Below are 22,481 nucleotides of genomic sequence, written 5' to 3' on the forward strand. Positions count from 1 at the left end.
GAAATGAAAAATTATGTAATTACCGGAGGTGCCGGATTTATAGGAAGCCATATAGCCGAATTTTTGTCACAAGAAGGACACAACGTTACTGTTTTGGACAGTCTAAGAACAGGATTTGAAAAAAATCTGGAAGGCTTGAACGTGAATTTCGTGAATGGAGACATTCGGGACGAAAAATTAGTGGAAAAATTAGTGGGCAATGCTGATGGCGTTTTCCATTTGGCAGCCTTGGTGAGCGTACCGGAATCCTTGCTAAAAATCAAGGAATGCATTGACATTAACACCATCGGAACAATCAACATTCTGGAAGCGGCAAAAAACAATCCCAATTGTAAAGTGGTTCTTTCTACTTCAGCTGCGAATTATGGAAACAATCCAATTTTGCCAAAAGTGGAAACCATGTTCCCGGAGCCAATGACTCCTTATGCAATCACTAAATTGGATGGGGAATATTATCTAAAAATGTATTTGGACCAATATAATTTGCAAACGGCATCCTTGCGCTATTTCAACGTCTTTGGGCCTCGCCAAAATCCGCAATCGGCTTATGCTGCTGCCGTGCCCATTTTCATAAACAAAGCCTTGAAAAATGAGCCGCTTACAATCTATGGTGATGGTTCACAAACTCGTGATTTTATTTATGTAAAAGATGTGGTAAGAGCCAATATTTTGGCTTCCCAAAAAGGGAACGAAACCTACAATGTCGCTCTAGGGCATAGCACGTCCATATTGGAATTGGCCGAAAAAATAATTGAAATAACCAACTCCAAGTCAATAATACAATTATTGGAAGAAAGGCCTGGAGACATCAAGCATTCAAAAGCAGATCCTTCCAAATTCAACCAACTCGGTTTTAAACCACAATATTCCATTGACCATGCCTTGGAAGAGACTATTGAATTTTACCATAATGCCTTGTTGATTAACTAACACAATTAAATAAACCACCGATATGGAGAATAGTATTAAACCCAAAAATAATTTAGTTCCAATAATAATTATAGCAAGCCTGTTTTTCATATTTGGTTTTGTTACCTGGATCAATGGAGCACTCATTCCGTTTATGAAAACCATCAATGAATTGACCGATGCGCAATCCTATTTGGTGGCATCGGCATCCTATATATCATTTGTGGTTATGGCATTGCCGGCTTCCTATATTTTGAACAAGATAGGGTATAGGGCAGGAATGTCTTTGGGACTGATAATTATGGCAATTGGAGCATTGGTTTTTATTCCAGCTGCCGAAGCAAGAACTTATTGGGTGTTTTTAACGGGTATTTTTATTCAAGGTGTCGGGATGACTTTGTTGCAAACGGCCGCCAATCCATACATTACTATTTTGGGACCTATCGAAAGTGGTGCAAAACGTATTGCCATTATGGGAATCGCCAATAAAACCGCCGGGGCTTTGGGTTCGTTGATTTTCGGAGCTTTATTATTGTCGGGAATTGATGAAGTAAAAGCAAAACTGGGAAGCGCATCAATCGAAGAAAAAGCCGTTTTATTGGATACCATGGCCGACAGCGTTTTTATGCCTTATTTGATTATGGCTGCGGTATTGTTGACTTTAGGATTGTTAATTAGAAAAGCGCCACTGCCTCACGTCGAAGCAGCTGAAGTGGAAGAGACAAAAGAAGGCGCTGTTACAAAAACAAGCATCTTTCAATTTCCACATTTATGGTTGGGGGTATTAACATTGTTTGTCTATGTTGGGGCAGAAGTTATAGCCGGTGATACCATCATAGCCTACGGTATTTCCTTAGGTTTTCCAGCTGCGGACGCCAAGTTCTTTACCACCATAACTTTATTGGCAATGGTATGTACCTATGCGCTTGGTGTTTTTTTAATTCCAAAATATCTAAAACAAGGAACTGCCCTTAGAATAAGTGCCTTATTGGGTATTGTTTTTAGTACTTGCATATTATTTACCAGCGGTTTCACGTCCATTTTATTTGTGGCATCATTGGGTATTGCCAATGCCTTGGTTTGGCCGGCAATATGGCCTTTAACTTTGGAAGGCTTGGGTAAATTTACTAAAACTGCTTCGGCTTTGTTGATTATGGCAATTTCCGGAGGAGCTATTATTCCTCCTTTATACGGCAGAATGGTCGATGCCAATACACACGAGCTTATGGCCAATGGAATAAAGGAATCGGAAGCTTTGGCAACAGCCGCAACCAGTAGTTATTGGATTTTAATTCCGTGTTATTCCTTAATCCTGTTTTTTGCTATCTGGGGACATAAATACAAAAGTTGGTCAAGAAAATAAGGAACAATAGTAATATCAAAAAGCATTGGGGATAAATAATATAGCAGATTAATAAAAAACGATGGACAACAACTATAAATGGGGAATTATTGGCTGCGGAAACGTGACGGAGCTGAAGAGCGGTCCCGCTTATCAAAAAGTGGAAGGGTTTGAGTTACATGCTGTCATGCGTCGCGATATTTCAAAAGCCGAAGACTATGCTATTAGGCACAATATTCCCAAGTTTTATGGAGATGCGGATGATTTAATCAATGATCCTGAAATAGACGCCATATATATTGCAACTCCCCCGGATTCTCATTGTCATTATGCTTTAAAAGTGGCAGCGGCAGGAAAAATTTGTTGCATCGAAAAACCAATGGCGCCAACTTATGAAGAATGTCTGCTGATAAACAAAGCATTCGAGGAAAAGAAAATACCATTGTTCGTGGCTTATTACAGGCGATCGCTTCCCAGGTTTGAACAAGTCAAACTTTGGATTGAACAAAACCGAATAGGAACGGTAAGGCACATAAATTGGCATTTCAGGAAACCGGCAAATGCTGTTGATTTGGATAAAACGTATAACTGGCGCACCGATATTAAAATTGCTTATGGCGGTTATTTTGATGATTTGGCTTCCCACGGAATCGATTTGTTCATCCATTTATTGGGCAATATCGAAAAAGCCAATGGCATGGCGGTAAACCAGCAAGGTTTATATACTTCGATGGATTCGGTTGCAGGGAGTTGGATGCATGAATCAGGAGTTACAGGCTCGGGCAGTTGGAATTTTGGAGCTGAAAAAAGAGAAGACATAGTCGAGATTTACGGCGATAAAGGAAAAATAAGTTTCTCCGTTTTTGACGAACTGCCCATCCAGTTGGAACGAGATTCTTTCAAGGAAAGTCTCATCATAAAACATCCTGAAAATATCCAATTTTTTCATGTTCAAAACATGAAAAATCATTTGCTAAAAAGATCCATACATCTGTCAACAGGAAGAACGGCATTACACACCACTTGGGTTTTGGATGCTATTTTGGGGAAGAATTAAAAAGATAAAAAATAAATTATAAAAATTAAGTTATGTTAAACAGTAGTATTGATAAAGCCACAGGGTTTGAAAAAAGGTTTGAAAATATAGGAACCATAGTTTATGAAAATTCGGCAGCAGCCTCCCAAGCTGTGGCTAGAGAAATATCCGATTTGATAAGAGTAAAACAAGCCCAAAAACAGCCTTGTATATTGGGATTGGCCACGGGCTCTTCACCAAAAGGATTGTATGCGGAATTAGTGCGCCTGCACAAAGAAGAAGGTTTGAGTTTTAAAAACGTGGTGTCATTCAATTTGGATGAATACTATCCAATGGAGCAAGATTCCATAAATAGCTACGTGCGATTCATGAAAGAATTGTTGTTTAACCAAGTTGATATTTTACCCGAAAACATTCACATTCCCGATGGAACCTTGTCAAAAGAAGAAATAGCAAATTATTGCGCCACTTATGAAGCCAAGATTGAAGCTTTGGGTGGTATCGATTTGCAAATATTGGGAATCGGGGGAAATGGCCATATAGGATTCAATGAATCAGGATCGTTGCAAAATTCCAAGACACGATTAGTCGCTTTAGATCACATTACAAGAGTGGCGGCAAGCAATGATTTTTCAGGCCTGGACAACACGCCTAGAACAGCAATTACCTTAGGTGTTAAAAAGATTATGGAAGCCAAAAGGGTAATCCTTATGGCATGGGGTGAAGGAAAAGCGAATATTATTAAAGCATCGACAGAAGGGCCAGTTACTAATTTAGTTCCCGCGTCCTTTTTGCAAGAACATAAAAATGCCACTTTTGTTTTGGATAAAGAAGCGGCATCCAAACTAACCCGAATCAATACACCTTGGTTGGTCGAAAAAATTGTTTGGACGGATAAATTAATTCGAAAAGCCGTATTGGGATTGGCACTTAATTTAAAGAAACCAATTTTAATGCTGACCGATGCGGATTACATTGAAAACGGAATGAGTGATCTATTGGCCGATGCAGGACCCGCTTATGATATCAACATTAAAATATTCAACAAACTGCAAAACACCATTACGGGATGGCCAGGAGGAAAACCCAATGCCGATGACAGCAAACGTCCAGAACGTGCCGAACCGGCTAAAAAACGAGTGCTTATTTTTAGTCCACATCCAGATGATGATATCATTAGTATGGGAGGTACATTCAAGAGATTACATGAGCAAGGACATGAAGTACATGTGGGGTATCAAACTTCGGGAAATATAGCAGTGGCCGATGATGAAGCGCTAAGATTTGCCAGCTTTGTTTGCGATTATAACGACAAGTTTGGCATCAAAAGTCCTGAAGCCGAAGATATTTATAAAAAAGCGATGACATTCCTTAAGAATAAAAAAGCTAGTGAAGTAGATAGCCCAGAAGTAAGATACATAAAAGGTTTGATACGTAAAGGAGAAGCGCGATCAACCAGTTTTCACGTGGGTATTCCAGAAGAACAGATTCATTTTATGGAACTTCCATTTTATGAAACAGGAACCATCAAGAAAAATCCAATAGGAGAAGCCGATATCCAAATAACAATGGATCTCATCGATAAAATAAAACCACATCAAATTTATGCTGCAGGCGATTTGGCTGACCCTCACGGAACCCATAAGGTATGCTTGGATGCTGTTTTTGAAGCCGTGAAACGATTGAAACCTAAAAAATACATGAACGATTGTTGGGTTTGGTTGTACAGGGGAGCTTGGCAAGAATGGGGAATCGACGAGATTGAAATGGCGGTGCCAATGGGACCTGATCAAGTATTGGAAAAACGAAGAGGAATATTTAAACATCAATCGCAAAAAGATGGAGTTGTTTTTCAAGGAGCAGACAGCAGGGAGTTTTGGCAAAGAGCCGAGGACAGAAATAAAGAAACGGCCGATTTATACGATCAATTAGGGTTGTCCCATTATGCAGCAATGGAAGCATTTGTTAGATGGGAATATTAAATAAAAAATAAAATGGCATTAATAAAATCAATTTCAGGAATAAGAGGCACCATAGGAGGGAGCGTCAACGATAATTTGACCCCTATAGATGCCGTAAAATTTGCTGCCGCCTATGGTATGTGGTTGAAACAGCAAAATACAAAAACGAATCTTTCAGTCATTATAGGCAGAGATGCCCGAATTTCTGGAGACATGATAAGCAGTTTGGTAAGCAAAACATTGATTGGTTTAGGAATTAATGTTGTTGATTTAGGATTGTCCACCACGCCAACAGTGGAAATTGCAGTTTCTTTGGAGGCTGCTGATGGAGGCATTATTATTACGGCAAGCCACAATCCCAAACAATGGAATGCCTTAAAATTATTGAACAATAAAGGCGAATTTTTAAATGCCGAACACGGGGAAACCATTTTAAAAATTGCCGAGAAGGACGCTTATCAATTTGCCGAAGTAGATGATTTGGGGATTTATACTGAAAAAGAAGGCTACATAGCGAAACATATCGATGAGGTCCTAAATTTGGAGTTGGTAGACATTGATGCCATCAAAAAAGCAAATTTCAAAGTGGTTGTGGATGCCGTAAACTCTACAGGAGGAATCGCCATTCCAGCCTTGTTGGAAAAGTTGGGTGTCGAATGCGTTAAGCTGTATTGCGAACCAAATGGTCATTTTCCCCACAACCCGGAACCCTTAAAAGAGCATTTAACGGATATTTCGGAACTGGTTGTAAAAGAAGGAGCCGATTTTGGTATCGTGGTTGATCCTGATGTGGACAGATTGGCATTGGTTTGTGAAGACGGTTCCATGTTTGGAGAGGAATACACTTTAGTGGCTTGTGCCGATTATGTACTTGGAAAAATCAAAGGAAATACGGTTTCCAATTTATCATCATCGAGGGCATTAAGGGATGTTACGGAAAAACACGGCGCAAGCTACCAAGCAAGTGCCGTTGGAGAAGTGAATGTGGTGGAATTAATGAAGAAAACAGAAGCCATAATTGGCGGGGAGGGCAATGGCGGCATTATTTATCCAGAATCCCACTACGGAAGAGATTCTTTGGTAGGACTGGCCTTGTTTTTGTCGCATTTGGCCAATTCCAAAATGTCGTGCAAAGCATTGAGGGATAGTTATCCTGTTTATTTCATGAGTAAAAACAAAATAGAACTGACACCACAAATAAACGTTGACGCTGTTTTGGAAAAAATAGCCACAAAATTTAGGAAGGAAGACGTAACAACAATTGATGGCGTAAAAATAAATTTTGAAAAGGAATGGGTGCATTTGAGAAAATCAAATACGGAACCGATTATTCGAATTTATACCGAAAGTAGTTCGCAAGATAGTGCTGATCGATTGGCAATCAGGTTTGTTGATGAAATTAAAAATTGTATTTAAAAAATGGATATTTCTTTTCAGGCACCATTTCATGTTGTCACCCGATATGAAAAAATAAAAAACGTTGAGTTTTATGACCAATTTGTTAATTGGTTGAAAGGGGAATTTGATTTGTGTTTAATGGAAGAATTGGATGGATTGACAGTCCATTATCCAAATGGATTGTTTTCGGTTAAACTTTTTTCAAAAAACGAAAAGGATTTATCCATTGAAATAAAAATCAGGAGTAAAACCTTGAAATCGGTCAATGAAATCTCTTCCAAAATTGAAACTATTCATCGTCGTTTAAAGAAAGTATTTTTAAAAACGACTGCAATTAATGAAATGCATTTGTTCAACTAAATTTTCAAGAAAAGCCAATATTTGGTTTGAAAATAAGTCTATAGGCTTCATAAAAAAAACCTCATAATCTTTTTGATTATGAGGTTTTTTTTGGGGGATGCTTGCCCGTTTAGTTGCTATAGGGGATTGTTGAGGGGAAATCCGTCAAAATAGTTTCAATATATAGTGATGAAAAAATGGAAAATGTTATATAAAATAGATTTGCCTCAAAACAAAGGAATTGTTTTATGTATTTCTCAAAAAAAAAAGACACTATCCCAAAAAGTGTGTAAGTTTAAAAATATAGGGGTTTGATTTTTTAATTAAAGTTGAACCCTTTTTTCAAATATAGTTAAGAACTGGTTGAGGATTAATCCCCAGTTTTGGATTGGCATCGACCATTTTTTGGTTGCCTCTCTCAAAGCCAAATATACAGATTTTAAAACAGCTTCATCCGTTGGGAATGATAATTTGTTTTTAGTGTATTTTCTGATTTTACCATTGAGGTTTTCGATTAAATTTGTGGTGTAAATTATCTTTCTGATTTCTACTGGAAAGTCAAAGAATACGGTAAGTTCCTCCCAATTTTCTTCCCAGGATTTAATCGCATAAGGATATTTATTATTCCATTTTTTAGAAAAATCTCCCAGAGATGCTTTAGCAGCTTCTTTAGTTGGAGCATTGTAAATAAGCTTCATATCTGCCGAAAATTCCTTTTTATCTTTCCAAACCACATAACGAGCTGAGTTTCTAATTTGATGTACTACACAGATTTGGGTTTGTGATTCTGGGAATACATTTTTGATAGTTTGCGTAAAACCATTTAGATTGTCAGTAGCAGTAATTAGTATATCTTCAACTCCTCTAGCTTTTAAATCTGTTAAAACGCCAAGCCAGAAACTAGCACTTTCATTCTTTCCTAGCCACATTCCAAGGACTTCTTTTTTACCTTCTCTATTAAGTCCAACGGCTAAATAGATGGTTTTATTGACTATTTTTGAGTTTTCTCTAACTTTAAAAACAATTCCGTCCATCCAGACTATCAGATAAACAGCCTCTAAAGGTCGGTTTTGCCAAGCAATAATATCACTCGAAACCGTGTCGGTTATCCTAGAAATAGTACTAGTGGAAACCTCAAAATTATAAACTTCTCTTATTTGTTCTTCGATGTCGCTATTGCTCATTCCTTTGGCATAGAGAGAGATTATTACGTTCTCTAAACCATCGAGCATATTTTGCCTTTTGGGCACAATTAAAGGGTTAAATGAGGCTTCTCGATCTCTGGGAACTTGAATCTGAGATTCGCCAAATGAGGTTTTTATTTTCTTGTTAGAAAAACCATTACGAGCATTGGATTTTGTAGTTTTCTCGTGCTTATCATAGCCTAAATGGGCGTCTAATTCGCCTTCGAGCATTTTCTCTATTCCTCGCTTTTGTAGTTGGGCTAAGAAGCCATAAAGGTCTTCGCCTGTTTTGAATTGCTTCAAAAATTCATCGGATAATAAATCTTCCTTTTTCATAAAATGTGTAAAATATTAAAATTAAGTAAAAAAAGTATTAGGGTTTGCACAAACCCTAATACTTTTTTTACTTACACACTTTATAGGATACTACCAAAAAAAACATTAGGTGTGGTTTTTTTTTTTCAAAAAATAAAACCAATATAATTCGTGAATTCGTGGCTTTAATTTATTTTGACTGGCTTAAATAGCCAATTTCATTTTTTCTTTAATTTCTTCCAAACAAAGGTTGTTGATGCTTCCTTCGTGCGTGTGTTTGGTCTCTTTTGGCGATTGAAAGGTGCCGTTTTCAAGTTGTTCGGCAACCGCTTTATAAGCATCCCTAAACGGCATTCCGGCAACGACCATTTCGTTTAAAGTATCCACCGTGAACAAGTAATCGTATTTTTTATCCGCCAAAATATTGTCTTTTACTTTGATGTCCTTGATGGAGAAAATGGCAATATCCAAACAAGCTTTCAGGTTTTGGATGGCAGGAAACAATCCTTCTTTCAACAATTGTAAATCACGGTGGTAACCGCTTGGCAAGTTGTTGGTGATTAGCGTAATTTCGTAAGGCAAAGCTTGAATTTTGTTGCATTTTCCACGAATCAATTCGAAAACATCGGGGTTTTTCTTGTGTGGCATAATGCTGGAACCTGTCGTCAAATGGGCAGGCAAAGTGATAAAATCAAAATTTTGGCTCATGTACAAACAAACGTCCATCGAGAATTTTGCCAAAGTGGCCGCCACGCTACTCATCGCAAAAGCTACCGTTTTCTCTGATTTACCACGGCTCATTTGTGCAGCAACCGAATTGTATTTCAAGGTTTCAAAACCTAATTCCTGGGTTGTAAAAGTTCGGTTGATTGGGAAGGAACTTCCGTAACCAGCAGCAGAACCCAATGGATTTTGGTCCACGATTTTCAAGGCGGCGTTCAACATCGTGATGTCGTCAATCAAGGTTTCGGCATAAGCGGAAAACCACATCCCAAAAGAGGAAGGCATCGCAATTTGCAAATGCGTGTAACCAGGCAACAACACGTTTTGGTATTTTTCTGCCGATTCCATCAACAAATCAAAAAGTGTTTTTACTTGCGATTTGAAATCGGTTACCACGTCTTTTAGGTATAAATTCACGTCAACTAAAACTTGGTCGTTGCGAGAACGAGCCGTGTGTATTTTCTTTCCGGCATCACCTAATTTTACCGTTAAGAGATATTCGATTTTGGAATGCACGTCTTCAAAACTTTCGTCAATTTCGAAAGTGCCTTTTTCGGCATCGATGATGATGTCTTCCAAAGCCAAAACCAAAGAATCGGTTTCTTCTTCCGTCAAGAGTCCGATTTGGCACAACATTTTGGCGTGTGCAATGGAACCCAAAGCATCGTATTTAGCCAAAACCAAGTCTAATTCTCGGTCGTTTCCAACGGTGAAATGTTCTATTTGTTTATCTGTTGGTATTCCTTTTTCCCAAAGTTTCATAATGTTTATTTTAATAACCCTGACAGGGTTTTGAACCCTGTCAGGGTTAATTATCTAATTGTTTTTTAAAAAATCAGTCAGTATTTTGATATACAATTGGATTCCTTCTTCTATTTCGTTGACGTATATAAATTCGTCCGCCGAGTGGGAACGCAAGCTTTCTCCTGGACCCAATTTCAATGATTTGCAATACAAAACCGATTGATCGGAAAGGGTAGGCGAGCCGTAAGTTGTTCTTCCCAAAGCAATCCCGGCTTGTACCAATCCGTGTGAAACAGGAATGGAAGAAGCATTCAAGTGCATCGAACGTGGCGTTACTTCGGCATTCACGTTTGCTCTTACCGTTTCCAAAATTTCGATATTGTTGTAACAATCATTCACCCGAATATCGACAACCAAATGACATTCAGCTGGAACGACATTGTGTTGTTTTCCTGCGGTAACTTGGGTTACGGTCATTTTTACGGGACCTAAAACTTCGGATATTTTCTCGAATTGATAGGTTTTGAACCATTCAATTACGGGCATTGCATTGTAAATTGGGTTGTCTGGATTGTTGTGTGCGGCGTGACTTGCCGTACCTTTTACGACAATATCCAAGACCAATAATCCTTTTTCGGCAACCGCCAATTGCATTAAGGTGGGTTCGCCAACGATGGCACATTCCAATTCCGGCAAATGTTTCAAAACACTGTTCAACCCCAGTTTTCCGCTGCTTTCTTCTTCTGCCGAAGCTACCACTACAATATTGTATGGCAGATTTTCAACGGCATAAAAATGGGTGAATGTGGCGATTAATGAAACCAAGCAACCGCCGGCATCATTACTTCCCAAACCATATAATTTACCATCCTCGACAATCGCTTCGAATGGGTTTTTTGTATAACCTTGGTTGGGTTTCACCGTATCGTGGTGCGAATTGAGTAAAAGTGTAGGTTTGGATTTATCAAAATGCTGATTGTAAGCCCAAATATTATTGTTCTCTCTTTCGAAAGGAATGCTGTTTTGGTTGAACCAATTTTCGATTAAAAGCGCTGTTTGATCTTCTTCACTCGAAAAGGAAGGTGTTTCAATCAACGATTTCAATAGCGCAATGGCTTCTTGTATAAGGGTTTCTATGTTTTTCATTTTTTACCGCAAAGGCGCAAGGGCGCAAAGTTTTTAAATTATTTCTTTGTGTTTTAGTGTCTTTGTGACAAATTATTTATAATTCTATGCTCGTACAAATTGCATTAGCATCTTTCAACATTTTGTGATGCCCAATTTTTATTTTTTGTACTCCTTTGGATAAACTATTGAAACAGTTGTCCAATTTAGGAATCATTCCAGAATGAATCGCACCTTCTTCTTTTAATTTAGCGTAAAGTTCCGAATTGATTTGTTCGATTACTGAATTTTCATCATCCACATCCGTCAAAACGCCCGCTTTTTCGAAGCAATAATTCAGGGTCACTTCAAAAACTTCCGATGCGGCAATGGCCAATTCACTAGCAATTGTGTCGGCATTGGTATTTAATAATTGTCCTTTTTTATCGTGCGTGATAGCACAAAAAACAGGAACAATTCCGCTATTGATTAAAGTTTCCAATAATGGTGTATTCACTTTTTGAACATCGCCCACAAAACCGTAATCTATTGTTGGATGATTTCTTTTGGTGGATTGAATCAAGTTTCCATCAGCACCCGAAAATCCCATTGCATTGGTGTTATTGGCTTGCAATTGAGCCACAATATTTTTGTTGATTTCGCCGGCATAAATCATCACGACAACATCCAGCATCGGTTTATCGGTAATTCTTCGTCCGTCGATCATTTGAGGAGTCAAGCCAATGCTTTGTGCCATTTTGGTAGCCGATTTTCCGCCACCGTGAACGAGAATCTTGTTGCCTTCAATCTTGGAAAAATCGGCCAAGAACTGCGATAATTCCGTTGGATTATCGATGATGTTGCCACCGATTTTTATGATGGATAATGGTTTTTTATTTGACATTTTCCAATATTTTTTGCAATACTAATTGAGCCGAATACGTTCTGTTATTCGCTTGTTCGATAACTATTGAATTTTCGCTGTCGATTACTTCATCCGCAACAATTACATTTCTGCGAACAGGCAGACAGTGCATAAACTTGGCATTGTTGGTCAAAGCCATTTTTTGTGCAGTAACCGTCCAATTTGGGTCGGAGTTTGTAATCTGACCATATTCGTTATAATTGCTCCAATTTTTGGCATAGATGAAATCGGCATTTTCGAACGCTTTGTCCTGATCGTATTCGATTATGGAATCTTTCGTGATTTCAGTATTCAGTTCGTAGCCTTTAGGATGCGTAATTACAAAATCCATTTCTTCCTGCTTTTGCATCATTTCCACAAAAGAATTGGGAACAGCTTGAGGCAAAGCTCTTGGATGTGGCGCCCAAGTCAGCACCACTTTTGCTCTGTGCGGGGTTTTGTGCTCTGCCATTGTAATCGCATCTGCAAGGGATTGCATTGGATGTCCGGTTGCGCTTTCCATATTCACGATGGGCACAGTGGCGTGTTTCAAAAATCCTGAAATCACCGTTTCGGCATTGTCTTTTTCTTTGTCTACCAATCCGGCGAAAGCCCTGATGGCAATGATGTCTGCGTATTGAGAAACCACTGCAGCCGCTTCTTTGATATGTTCCGAAGCACCTTGATTCATAATCGCTCCATCTTCATATTCCAATGTCCAACCTTCGCTGCCAAAGTTCATCACCATAACGTTCATTCCCAAGTTCAAGGCTGCCTTTTGGGTACTCAAACGGGTTCTCAAACTAGAATTAAAGAACAACATTACCAATGTTTTGTTCTTGCCCAGTTTCTTGTTTTTAAGCGGATTCTTTTTGATTTTTAACGCTTGTTTCACCCATTTCTCGAGTGAATCTATGTTTTGTATGGATATAAAGTTCATAGTTTTATATTTTATTTCAATTATATTTTTTTTTTATGATATTCTATTCACCAAGCCATAATAGTAATGAAATTATTGCAAGTGTAAAAAACATTATTATTGGTGACCAACTTCTAATAATTCTATAATAATCATAAGATTTATCAAATGATGAATGGCTATCATTTTTTTCTTTTTTATATCTAATTAAATAAAAAAGAAAAGAAATTAATGCAAATAGAAAAAAATCTAATAATCTATTGCCAGTCATAATTCCCCTATATTTTATACAATTTTAGTAAAAGCAATTTCATTCTTCAACCCTTTCAAAATAAAATTATCTTCCAGTCCGTTGATAATCCAGGTTTCGATGTTCCCTGCTTTGGCAATTGCTGCTGAATCTATTTTGGATTGCATTCCGCCTGTTCCGTGGGAAGATTTTGAATCGCCAATTTCTTTTTCCAAAACGCTTAAATCGGTTACCAATTCAATCGTTTCAGGAAATTCATCTTTGAAGGAAGCTTTGGTGTAAATTCCGTTGGTGTTGGTCGCAATAATCAGAATGTCAACATTCAATAAAACGGCTGTCAATGCCGCTAATTTATCGTTGTCGCCAAACTTGATTTCGTCCGTTGCCACGGTGTCGTTTTCGTTGATGATTGGAATATAACTATTTTTGACCAAGACGTTTATCGTGTTGACGATATTGACTTTGGTTTGTTTTTTTTCAAAATCAGAATAGGAAAGCAAACATTGAGAGGTATGCAAACCTAAATCACTGAAATTTTCGTGGTAAATCCGCATCAAATGAGGCTGGCCGATAGAAGCGAGGGCTTGTTTCACAAAAACATCCTTGTCGTGATTGTCTAGTTTTACAAATTGTTTGGCGGCGGCAATAGCACCGGAACTAACAATTATAAATTCATAATCGTCTTGTAAAGCGGCAATCTGCATTCCAATATCCTCAATCTTTCCTCTCGAAATGTGATCGGTTTCTTTGGTGAGTGTGTTGCTACCGAGCTTTAATAATATTCTTTTTTTTGCCATTATTTATAAATATCAATCGTCATTATTGATGCAGTATTATGAGACGCGATAAATCGCGTCTGTACATTTTATCGGATTTGTCCTTCGCCGTAAATATACCATTTATTGGTCACTAAATGTTGCAATCCAATTGGGCCGCGTTGGTGCAATTTGTCGGTGCTTATCGCCAATTCGCCACCCAAACCAAATTGACCTCCATCGGTAAATCGGGTCGAAGCGTTTTGATAAACTGCCGCACAATCTACTTGCTCCATAAATCCTTGAGCAACGGCATCGTTTTGTGTAATTATCGAAGCCGAATGGCCACCACAATATTTGTTAATCTTCGCAATCGCTTCTTCATCTGAATTTACGATTCCAATGACGATTTTATAATTTAAAAATTCTTCGTACCAAATTTCTTCATTCGTAATGGCAGAAACCTGAGTCGCATTTGCGAAAGCAGTATCTCCTAAAACTTCCACCTTGTATTTCTGTAATTCGGTTACCAATTGTTTAGCAAAACTTTCCCAATTAGGCAATTTTGTATCAATAAGAACCTTATCCAAAGCATTGCAAACGCCGATATTTGTTGTTTTTCCGTTGATGATAATATCCAATGCTTTTTTCAAATCGGCTTCTTGGTTTACATACACAAAGTTATTTCCGCGACCACTAACGATTACGGGACAAGTCGCGTGTTTCTTGGTAAAAGCTATCAATTGTTCGCCACCACGAGGAACAATCAAATCCACTCTTTGTGTTGGGTTTTCCAGAAAAGCCTGGGTTTCGGCACGATTGTAATTCAAATACTCCACCCAATCTTTAGAAATATTATTTTCATCCAAAGCTTGGTGCCAAAGAGAAACAATTTTTAAATTGGATAACAAGGATTCTTTTCCGCCTTTCAGCAAGATTTTGTTTCCCGATTTGAATGCAATTCCTCCAGCTTCAACAGTTACATCAGGTCTGGATTCATAAATGATCATTATTGTTCCAAAAGCCGCTGTTTTGTTGGTGATTTTAAGACCGTTGTCGTGAACAAAATGGAATCGCTCCACTCCAACAGGATCTTCCTGGCTTGCCAATTGTTGCATCGACAAAATCATTGCATCAACTTTGGCATCGTCCACCAACAAGCGTTTTTCCATAGCCAAATCATCACCGGAATAATTGCTTAAATCCTGTTGGTTGATGCTTTTTAGATTGGCTCTTTCTTGTTCCAGAAGTTCCGCCATTCGGCTTAAAACAGCATTTCTTTTTTCTATGGATAATAATGTGTTCATTTTTATAAAATTATAATCTTTGTCAAAGTTTAAAACTTTGACAAAGATTTATTGATTTTTATGATTTTAATTCTTCAAGCGATTCTTGTAACGCCACAATAAATGTATCGATAGCATCAGTGGTAATCGTCAACGGAGGAAGGATTCTCAACAAGTTTTTATTATTGGCTCCTCCTGTAAAAATATGTTTTTCGATAATCATTTTTTTTCTCAAAGCACTTACGTCAAAATCAAATTCGACGCCCAACATCAATCCTCTTCCTTTTACTTTCGTGATTTCGGAAATTACTTTGATGGCTTCGAAAAAGTATTCCGATACTTTGTTGGTATTCTCGATTAGATTTTGTTTTTCCATCACGTCCAAAACGGCAATACCAGCAGCGCAAGCCAAATGACTTCCACCAAAAGTAGTTCCCAATAAACCATAACTCGCTTTGAATTTTGGTGAAATTAAAACGCCTCCAATTGGGAAACCGTTCCCCATACCTTTGGCAGTGGTTACGATATCAGGATTGATTCCGTGGTGTTGGTGTGCAAAAAACTTTCCGCTTCTTCCGTAACCCGATTGTACTTCGTCAAGAATTAAAACCACTTCATTGGCATTACAAACTTTTTCCAAAGCTTGAAAGAATTCCGTTGTTCCTTGGTCCAAACCACCAACGCCTTGAATGGGTTCGATGATTACGGCACAAACATCGCCTTTTTTCAATTCAGCTTCTACCAAATCAATTTGGTTCAATGGCAAGAAAGTAACTGCTTGTTGGGCATTTAATGGCGCTACAATTTTTTTATTATCCGTAACTGCAACAGCCGCCGAAGTTCTTCCGTGAAACGAATTATCAAAAGCAATTACTCTTGATTTATTGGTATGAAAAGAAGCTACTTTTAAAGCATTTTCATTGGCTTCAGCACCAGAACTGCAAAGGAATAAGCTAAAATCAGTCAAACCAGAAGCTTTTCCTAATTTCTCTGCTAATTCTACTTGCAATGGATTTTGGATGGCATTCGAGTAAAAACTCAAATTATCCAATTGTGCTTTCACTTTGGCCACATAATCCGGTTGGGTGTGACCGATAGAAATTACTCCGTGACCAGAGTATAAATCTAAATATTCGATTCCTTTATCGTCGTAAATAGTGCAATCTAATGCTTTTACGGGCGTAATAGGGTATAATGGGTAAACGTCAAATAAGTTCATTTTTTTTATGTTTTGTGTTTATGGTTTATTGTTTATGGTCAATTCAACAACCACAAACAATAAACCACAAACTATTTTTAGAATCCGCTTGGTTTCAGGTGCAACCCTGTAGTTTCTTCGAGTCCAAATATTAAATTCATATTTTGGATGGCTTGTCCTGAAGCACCTTTTACTAAATTATCGATTACCGAAGTAATCAAAATCCGGTTTCCTTTTTTCATTAAACTGATGATACATTTGTTCGTTTGCACCACTTGTTTCATATTAATGTCGGTAGTGGTAACGGTTACGAAGGGTTGGTCATCATAAAACGCTTCGTATTTGGCGACCAAATCTTCTAAACTTTCTTCTACTTTAGTGTATAAAGTGGCAAAAATTCCTCTGGTAAAATCGCCTCTGTTGGGAACAAAAATCAATTCGTCGCTATAATCCGCTTGCAACTGATTTACACTTTGGTTGATTTCGCCCAAATGTTGGTGATTGAACGCTTTGTAATGCGACATATTGTTGTTTCTCCAACTGAAATGTGAGGTGGCTGCCAAACCAACTCCAGCTCCAGTACTTCCTGTTGTAGCGTTGATATGCACATCGTCATTCAATAATCCGTGGGATGCCAATGGCAACAAAGCCAATTGAATCGCTGTTGCAAAACAACCTGGATTGGCAATATATTGTGCGCTTTTGATGTCCGTTTTGTTTAATTCCGGCAAACCGTAAACAAATGATTTTCCGTTAAAGTCTTTGTCTTTTAGCAATCTGAAATCATTTCCTAAATCTATGATTTTGGTTGTAGCAGAAAATTGATTTTGTTCTAAAAAAGAAATTGATTTTCCGTGACCTAAGCACAAGAACACAACATCTACATTTGGATTGATGGTATCGGTAAAATTCATTTCGATATCGCCCAACAAATCGTGGTGCGCTATGGAAAGTGGTTTTCCCGCATTGGTCGTGCTGTAAACAAAATCCAATTTAGCATTCGGGTGAAACATCAATATCCTGATGAGTTCCCCAGCCGTGTAACCTGAACCGCCGATAATACCAATTGTAATCATAATTTTTTATTTTTATTTTGGTAGAGACGGGTTTCAAACCCGTCTGTACAGAACCCGTTTGTACGTGATTCCGAAATTATTTATTCGTAAGTTTCATTATTTACAGACGAAAATATGTTTTGAGCATTCCCTAAAATCTTGATAAACCCTTTCGCATCGTCTGATGTCCAAGCATTGTTCATTTCTCCATATTGTCCAAAACCGGTATTCATCAAATCATTTTTAGATTCGATTCCGTCCAATGAAAAGTGGTACGGTTTCAAAGAAACGGTCACGGTTCCATTTACGGTTTTTTGAGTATCTTCCAAGAAAGTTTCGATGTTTCTCATCACGGGATCCAAAAATTGGCCTTCGTGAAACAACATTCCGTACCAGTTTCCTAGTTGTTCTTTCCAATATTGTTGCCATTTTCCAAGAGTGTGTTTCTCTAATAAATGGTGCGCTTTGATAATGATAATTGGCGCTGCTGCTTCAAAACCAACTCTTCCTTTGATTCCGATAATTGTATCTCCAACGTGAATGTCTCTACCAATGGCATAAGCACTGGCCAGTTTTTCAAGAACTACAATATTGTTTGAAGGTTTGTCCGCCACACCGTTTACGGCAACTAATTCACCTTTAAGGAATTCTAAAGTTACTTTCTCTTCGCCTTCTTTTGTCAATTGAGAAGGATACGCTTCGCTAGGCAATGGTTTGCTTGATGTTAGAGTTTCTTTTCCTCCAACACTAGTTCCCCAGAGTCCTTTGTTGATGGAATATTGTGCTTTTTCCCAAGAATAATGCACGCCATTTTTCGCTAAATAATCTACTTCTTCTTGTCTTGATAATTTCAAGTCACGAATAGGAGTGATGATTTCAATTTCGGGAGCGATGGTTTGGAAAATCAAGTCAAAACGAATTTGGTCGTTTCCAGCACCCGTACTTCCGTGGGCGATGGCAGTAGCACCAACAGATTTGGCATATTTGATGGCTTCAATGGCCTGAAAAACACGTTCCGCACTCACTGATAAAGGATAGGTATTGTTTTTCAAAACGTTTCCATAAATCAAATACTTAATCGCTTTGTCGTAATATTTGTCTAAAATGGTAAGGTTGGCGTGTTGAGCGCTTCCCAATTCATAAGCTCTGTCTTCGATGGCTTGTAATTCGGCATCGTCAAATCCTCCTGTATTGATTAATACGGTGTGAACTTCATATCCTTGTTCGTTTTTCAAATATTTTAGACAGTATGATGTGTCCAATCCTCCGCTATATGCTAATACTACTTTTTTATTTGCCATTTTGTATTGTTTTTGTGGAGTTTGTAAAGCTCCGATTTCATTTTATTTGAACTGTGTGTTGTTTATTTTTCTTTGTTTTCCAAGAAAAGAGCCGCTTTAATTTCTTTCAATCGATTCCAAATTCTCACATTGAATGGATGTTTGGGCGGGTCTTTCGGTTTTTCGGCCGGGTCGTAAAGCATTCCGGTACAAAGGCACATTTTGTTGTCCTTGCTTTTCAAAATCTCGTAATTGGTACAGGTTTGACAGCCTTTCCAAAAACTTGGGTCTGAAGTAAGTTCCGAAAATGGTACAGGTTTGTATCCCAAATCGGAATTAATTTTCATTACGGCCAAACCAGTCGTGATACCAAAAACTTTGGCTCCTGGATATTTTTTCAACGAATAATTAAAGACAAAGGTTTTTATCTTCTTGGCCAAACCGTGGTTCCTGAAATCAGGATGCACGATTAATCCGGAGTGGGCCACGAACTTGCCGTGTTGCCAACTTTCGATATAGCAGAAACCGGCAAAAACACCATTTTTGTCCAATGCAATAACGGCATCGCCATTGGCTATCTTTTTTTTGATGTATTCTGGGGTTCTTTTTGCAATTCCAGTACCTCTCAATAAAGCAGAAGATTCTATAGTGTCACATATTTCTTGCGCATATTTAAAATGTTCTTCTTGAGCTATAACTACAGATATTTTCATTTCAAGAGTTAAAGTTTGGGTTAAAAAAATAAAAAAATGTTGGTTTCGAAAGACTATTTTTATTCGAGTTTGTCATTGAATTAATGCCATAGAAAATCGCCCCTAAAAGTAGAGTGCAGGACAAACAGAAAAAAATTAGATTTTCAGAATGAAATAATCCGATGGATGCTATTAATAATTTCAAAATGATAAAAAATGAAAAATGAATAAAAAAACACATTTGGAGCTATATATTACAGCATCCGTACTTCGGGCGAAGCGGTTGGTTTGTTTATCCGTGATAAAGAAGTTATATGTAAACTTGTTTTTTTCATTGGTGCAAAAATACGATTAATTTATTAAACCGCTGGATTTTTTTCTTAACAAAATTGAAATTAATTGTTATTTTTTTTCTTCAAATAAAACTTTGCTAAAAGAAGGATCCCCTATTTGAGGGTTAATTTCTAAACGAGTTTTTGTTGATGACTCCTTTGAGTTTCATTTTCAAGTCTTCGCCCGTGTCATAAACCATTTGCTCGTTCGACGGAAAAGCAATGGGCCTTTTGTCGAAATAAGAATAATAATTGTCGTCCGATGCGCGTTTGTCGCCTTTGCAAGTGGCATAAATGTTTTCAAATACAAACTCGCTGACTAGCGGAAAGGACTGGATTAATTGATTGTTTCGAAAATCCACATAATCTATTTTAGCTTGAATCTGGCTGGATTTGAATTGTCGAGATTCGAATATTCTCGCCGTTACTTTTATCATGTTGTCCACCATAACTACCTTTCCGGTATTGTCGATGACTTCTTTTCCATTGGCATCCAAAAGTCTTTTTTGACCGTCTTTTATTTGTCTTTCCTTGATGAATTCCCTCTCTTTTATTTGCTCTGGCGAAACCAATATGTTCTGGAAACGAATCGTCATTCCATAATCATAAGTGATTCCTTTTTGCTTTTCGGCGTCAAATACTGTCCATTTGTTGTTCAGTCCGTAAGTGTTGAAGTCCAATAAATCATTTTGCAAACGGGCAGGAATGATTTTGTCGGTTTCGTTTTTGGCATTAACCAATACGTGATCAGTTCCTTTGAATCGGGCTTCGTCCATTAAATTTAGGACGTTTTTGTAATTGGGATTGATTTCGTTCAAATAAGCCAAATCGTCGTAGGCTTTGCGGAAATTCATTTTATCGGAAGTTGTCATTAATGACTTGGCATTGGCATACAAATAATCGGACAAGTTGTTTTTGCTGGCCACGATTTGGTCGTTGTAATTATCAAAAGGGAAGATGGCGTTCCGGCCTTCGTTCAACAGCTTTAACGGGAGCAATGGTTTTATTTTCTCCTGACGGTTGTTTAATTGTAAATAGGTGTTGTATATTTTTTCGAAGTTGGCCGGATTTTTTTCTTTTTCCCAAAGATTTATGGCGTTCAAGTCGCGTTCTTTGGCTTTGGCGAAAGCCTCTTCCAGCAAATAGACGTAATCTTGGTTGCCTTTTTTGTCTTTGTTGGAACGCAAATTCGAAATGGAATTATTGATGGCTTCATCATAATTGCCGGAACTCAACAAGTTTTGGGTTTGTTTTACTCCGCAAGAAGTTAGTATTAAGAAAGCGAATAATATAGAGTAGTGTTTTTTCATTTTAAATAAAATTTTTGCGAATTTACTATAATTTTTGAATAGGAGAACCTGTTTTATGGACAGTTTTTTGATTTTTTATTAGCCAATATGATGCCAAAAAAAATCCGACACTTTTAATAAAATGTCGGATTATGTATTAAGGTGAAAAATAATTTATTTCCTCACAAACGGCGGCAGCAGTTTGCTGGAAACTTCTCCAAACCCAATTCGGAGACCATTGTTTTTGCAAAAACCTTTTATGATTACGGTGTCTCCGTCATTGATGAATTTTCGTTCTGTTCCGTCGTTGAGTTGGATGGCGTTTTCTCCGCCCCAAGTTAATTCCAGCATCGAACCAAAACTGTCGGGAGTGGGACCGGAAATAGTACCAGAACCCATCATGTCGCCCGAGTTTACTCGGCAACCGTTGGAGGTGTGGTGTGCCAATTGTTGGATCATCGACCAATAAATGTATTTGAAATTGGTTTTGGACACAATCGTGGTATCCAATTTTTCGGTTTGTATGGCTACTTCCAGATTAATGTCGAAGTTGTGTTTCCCTTTTAATTGCAAATAAGGAAATGGTGCTGGGTCTTGATTGGGACCTTTGGTTCTGAACGGTTCCAAGGCATCCATGGTCACAATCCACGATGAGATGGAAGTGGCAAAGTTTTTTGCCAAGAAAGGACCAAAGGACAGGGATTCCCATTTCTGGATGTCGCGAGCGCTCCAGTCATTCATCAAAACCATTCCAAAAATATAATCTTCGGCTTCAGCGATTGGGATGTTTTCTCCCATAATATTGGCATCGGTCGTGATAAAAGCGGTTTCCAGTTCAAAATCCACCATTCGCGAAGGGCCAAAAACTGGGGTTGTCTCTCCAATTGGCAGTGTTTGCACCATGGGTCTGTTGACAGGAATTCCGGATGGAATTATGGTCGAACTTCTTCCATGATAACCCACCGGCATGTGAAACCAATTCAGTGGTAAAGCTTTGTCAGGATTGCTGATTATTTTACCTATATTAATAGCGTGTTCTTTGCTGGTATAAAAATCGGTGTAATCGCCAATTAAAACCGGCAATTGCATTTCGATGTCTTTTACGTCAAATATTACGAAATCTCGATGTTCCTTATTATCTCGAAGTTCTGGATTGGTTTCGTCAAATAATTCCGCCAAGCGATTTCGAACCAATCGCCATGTTTTTTTTCCGTCCGATATAAAATCATTCAGGGTGTCTTGCATGAACATGTCGTCGGTCAATTCGATGCCTTCAAAGTAATTTAATTGCTGTAAAGCTCCCATGTCAATAGCGCTATCTCCAATTCGAGTACCAATGGTTATGACATCATCTTTGGTGATAAATACGCCAAAAGGAATATTCTGAATAGGGAAATCACTGTCCTCGGGAACGTTGATCCATGATTTTCTATTGGTGTTATTGGCTGATAATGGCATAATGCTGT

19 protein-coding genes are annotated in these 22,481 nt (G+C 38.0%); 6 read left to right on the top strand and 13 right to left on the bottom strand.

The window, feature by feature from the left end; translation table 11 throughout:
• The first annotated feature begins 3 nt into the window (after positions 1–3).
• The 6 genes from OZP13_RS04515 to OZP13_RS04540 all read left to right on the top strand — a co-directional run bounded on the left by OZP13_RS04515 (position 4) and on the right by OZP13_RS04540 (position 7,006).
• The gene (locus OZP13_RS04515; protein WP_281298812.1) at positions 4–930 is read left to right on the top strand and encodes an NAD-dependent epimerase/dehydratase family protein; all 927 of its coding nucleotides are present in this window, start codon (positions 4–6) and stop codon (positions 928–930) included.
• Positions 931–952: 22 nt separating this feature from the next.
• Positions 953–2,272: a sugar MFS transporter gene (locus OZP13_RS04520; RefSeq protein ID WP_281298813.1), complete on the top strand. Its 1,320-nt coding sequence runs from the start codon at positions 953–955 to the stop codon at positions 2,270–2,272.
• Positions 2,273–2,333: 61 nt separating this feature from the next.
• Entirely contained in the window at positions 2,334–3,308 is a 975-nt protein-coding gene (locus tag OZP13_RS04525; protein WP_281298814.1) for a Gfo/Idh/MocA family protein, read from the top strand.
• 32 nt (positions 3,309–3,340) lie between these two features.
• Complete coding sequence (gene nagB, locus OZP13_RS04530) at positions 3,341–5,269, top strand: glucosamine-6-phosphate deaminase (RefSeq protein ID WP_281298815.1); 1,929 nt, start codon at positions 3,341–3,343, stop codon at positions 5,267–5,269.
• Between the two features lie 12 nt (positions 5,270–5,281).
• Entirely contained in the window at positions 5,282–6,664 is a 1,383-nt protein-coding gene (glmM, locus tag OZP13_RS04535) for a phosphoglucosamine mutase (RefSeq protein ID WP_281298816.1), read from the top strand.
• A 3-nt stretch (positions 6,665–6,667) separates the two neighbouring features.
• Positions 6,668–7,006 (top strand): hypothetical protein, encoded by a 339-nt coding sequence (locus tag OZP13_RS04540; protein WP_269242651.1) that lies wholly within the window; start codon positions 6,668–6,670, stop codon positions 7,004–7,006.
• A 302-nt stretch (positions 7,007–7,308) separates the two neighbouring features.
• Here OZP13_RS04540 and OZP13_RS04545 read toward each other — a convergent pair whose 3' ends face one another.
• The 13 genes from OZP13_RS04545 to fahA all read right to left on the bottom strand — a co-directional run bounded on the left by OZP13_RS04545 (position 7,309) and on the right by fahA (position 22,473).
• On the bottom strand, positions 7,309–8,505 hold the full coding sequence (locus tag OZP13_RS04545) for an IS256 family transposase (protein ID WP_269239997.1): 1,197 nt from the start codon (positions 8,503–8,505) through the stop codon (positions 7,309–7,311).
• A gap of 183 nt (positions 8,506–8,688) precedes the next feature.
• The gene (argH, locus tag OZP13_RS04550; RefSeq protein WP_281298817.1) at positions 8,689–9,969 is read right to left on the bottom strand and encodes an argininosuccinate lyase; all 1,281 of its coding nucleotides are present in this window, start codon (positions 9,967–9,969) and stop codon (positions 8,689–8,691) included.
• Between the two features lie 54 nt (positions 9,970–10,023).
• Positions 10,024–11,097, bottom strand: a complete 1,074-nt coding sequence (locus tag OZP13_RS04555) for a M20 family metallo-hydrolase (protein ID WP_281298818.1) — start codon at positions 11,095–11,097, stop codon at positions 10,024–10,026.
• A 76-nt stretch (positions 11,098–11,173) separates the two neighbouring features.
• The gene (gene argB, locus OZP13_RS04560) at positions 11,174–11,959 is read right to left on the bottom strand and encodes an acetylglutamate kinase (RefSeq protein WP_269242655.1); all 786 of its coding nucleotides are present in this window, start codon (positions 11,957–11,959) and stop codon (positions 11,174–11,176) included.
• Positions 11,949–12,899 (bottom strand): N-acetylornithine carbamoyltransferase, encoded by a 951-nt coding sequence (locus OZP13_RS04565; RefSeq protein WP_269242656.1) that lies wholly within the window; start codon positions 12,897–12,899, stop codon positions 11,949–11,951. The genes argB and OZP13_RS04565 overlap by 11 nt, the downstream gene beginning before the upstream one ends.
• A gap of 264 nt (positions 12,900–13,163) precedes the next feature.
• On the bottom strand, positions 13,164–13,925 hold the full coding sequence (gene proB, locus OZP13_RS04570; protein WP_269242657.1) for a glutamate 5-kinase: 762 nt from the start codon (positions 13,923–13,925) through the stop codon (positions 13,164–13,166).
• Between the two features lie 68 nt (positions 13,926–13,993).
• Positions 13,994–15,190, bottom strand: a complete 1,197-nt coding sequence (locus OZP13_RS04575) for a glutamate-5-semialdehyde dehydrogenase (protein WP_281298819.1) — start codon at positions 15,188–15,190, stop codon at positions 13,994–13,996.
• Positions 15,191–15,248: 58 nt separating this feature from the next.
• A complete protein-coding gene (locus OZP13_RS04580) occupies positions 15,249–16,388 on the bottom strand; it encodes an aspartate aminotransferase family protein (protein ID WP_281298820.1) in 1,140 nt (379 codons plus the stop codon).
• Positions 16,389–16,465: 77 nt separating this feature from the next.
• Positions 16,466–17,443 (bottom strand): N-acetyl-gamma-glutamyl-phosphate reductase, encoded by a 978-nt coding sequence (gene argC / locus OZP13_RS04585; RefSeq protein WP_269242658.1) that lies wholly within the window; start codon positions 17,441–17,443, stop codon positions 16,466–16,468.
• Positions 17,444–17,523: 80 nt separating this feature from the next.
• Positions 17,524–18,723: an argininosuccinate synthase gene (locus tag OZP13_RS04590; RefSeq protein WP_269242659.1), complete on the bottom strand. Its 1,200-nt coding sequence runs from the start codon at positions 18,721–18,723 to the stop codon at positions 17,524–17,526.
• 62 nt (positions 18,724–18,785) lie between these two features.
• A complete protein-coding gene (locus OZP13_RS04595; RefSeq protein WP_281298821.1) occupies positions 18,786–19,415 on the bottom strand; it encodes a GNAT family N-acetyltransferase in 630 nt (209 codons plus the stop codon).
• A gap of 436 nt (positions 19,416–19,851) precedes the next feature.
• Positions 19,852–21,036 carry a hypothetical protein gene (locus tag OZP13_RS04600; RefSeq protein ID WP_281298822.1) on the bottom strand — a complete coding sequence of 395 codons (1,185 nt, stop codon included), beginning with the start codon at positions 21,034–21,036 and terminating at the stop codon, positions 19,852–19,854.
• A 153-nt stretch (positions 21,037–21,189) separates the two neighbouring features.
• Positions 21,190–22,473 (bottom strand): fumarylacetoacetase, encoded by a 1,284-nt coding sequence (gene fahA / locus OZP13_RS04605; protein ID WP_281298823.1) that lies wholly within the window; start codon positions 22,471–22,473, stop codon positions 21,190–21,192.
• Positions 22,474–22,481 lie beyond the last annotated feature (8 nt).

Source organism: Flavobacterium limnophilum (assembly GCF_027111315.2).
GTDB lineage: Bacteria > Bacteroidota > Bacteroidia > Flavobacteriales > Flavobacteriaceae > Flavobacterium > Flavobacterium limnophilum.

Coding starts and splice junctions, on each gene's coding strand:
- argC (WP_269242658.1), bottom strand. CDS start 17,443: ATGATTACAATTGGTATTATCGGCGGTTCAGGTTACACGGCTGGGGAA.
- argH (WP_281298817.1), bottom strand. CDS start 9,969: ATGAAACTTTGGGAAAAAGGAATACCAACAGATAAACAAATAGAACAT.
- OZP13_RS04595 (WP_281298821.1), bottom strand. CDS start 19,415: ATGAAAATATCTGTAGTTATAGCTCAAGAAGAACATTTTAAATATGCG.
- OZP13_RS04575 (WP_281298819.1), bottom strand. CDS start 15,190: ATGAACACATTATTATCCATAGAAAAAAGAAATGCTGTTTTAAGCCGA.
- nagB (WP_281298815.1), top strand. CDS start 3,341: ATGTTAAACAGTAGTATTGATAAAGCCACAGGGTTTGAAAAAAGGTTT.
- OZP13_RS04520 (WP_281298813.1), top strand. CDS start 953: ATGGAGAATAGTATTAAACCCAAAAATAATTTAGTTCCAATAATAATT.
- OZP13_RS04590 (WP_269242659.1), bottom strand. CDS start 18,723: ATGGCAAATAAAAAAGTAGTATTAGCATATAGCGGAGGATTGGACACA.
- fahA (WP_281298823.1), bottom strand. CDS start 22,473: ATGCCATTATCAGCCAATAACACCAATAGAAAATCATGGATCAACGTT.
- OZP13_RS04580 (WP_281298820.1), bottom strand. CDS start 16,388: ATGAACTTATTTGACGTTTACCCATTATACCCTATTACGCCCGTAAAA.
- OZP13_RS04515 (WP_281298812.1), top strand. CDS start 4: ATGAAAAATTATGTAATTACCGGAGGTGCCGGATTTATAGGAAGCCAT.
- proB (WP_269242657.1), bottom strand. CDS start 13,925: ATGGCAAAAAAAAGAATATTATTAAAGCTCGGTAGCAACACACTCACC.
- glmM (WP_281298816.1), top strand. CDS start 5,282: ATGGCATTAATAAAATCAATTTCAGGAATAAGAGGCACCATAGGAGGG.
- OZP13_RS04555 (WP_281298818.1), bottom strand. CDS start 11,097: ATGAAAAACATAGAAACCCTTATACAAGAAGCCATTGCGCTATTGAAA.
- OZP13_RS04540 (WP_269242651.1), top strand. CDS start 6,668: ATGGATATTTCTTTTCAGGCACCATTTCATGTTGTCACCCGATATGAA.
- OZP13_RS04600 (WP_281298822.1), bottom strand. CDS start 21,036: ATGAAAAAACACTACTCTATATTATTCGCTTTCTTAATACTAACTTCT.
- OZP13_RS04565 (WP_269242656.1), bottom strand. CDS start 12,899: ATGAACTTTATATCCATACAAAACATAGATTCACTCGAGAAATGGGTG.
- argB (WP_269242655.1), bottom strand. CDS start 11,959: ATGTCAAATAAAAAACCATTATCCATCATAAAAATCGGTGGCAACATC.
- OZP13_RS04545 (WP_269239997.1), bottom strand. CDS start 8,505: ATGAAAAAGGAAGATTTATTATCCGATGAATTTTTGAAGCAATTCAAA.
- OZP13_RS04525 (WP_281298814.1), top strand. CDS start 2,334: ATGGACAACAACTATAAATGGGGAATTATTGGCTGCGGAAACGTGACG.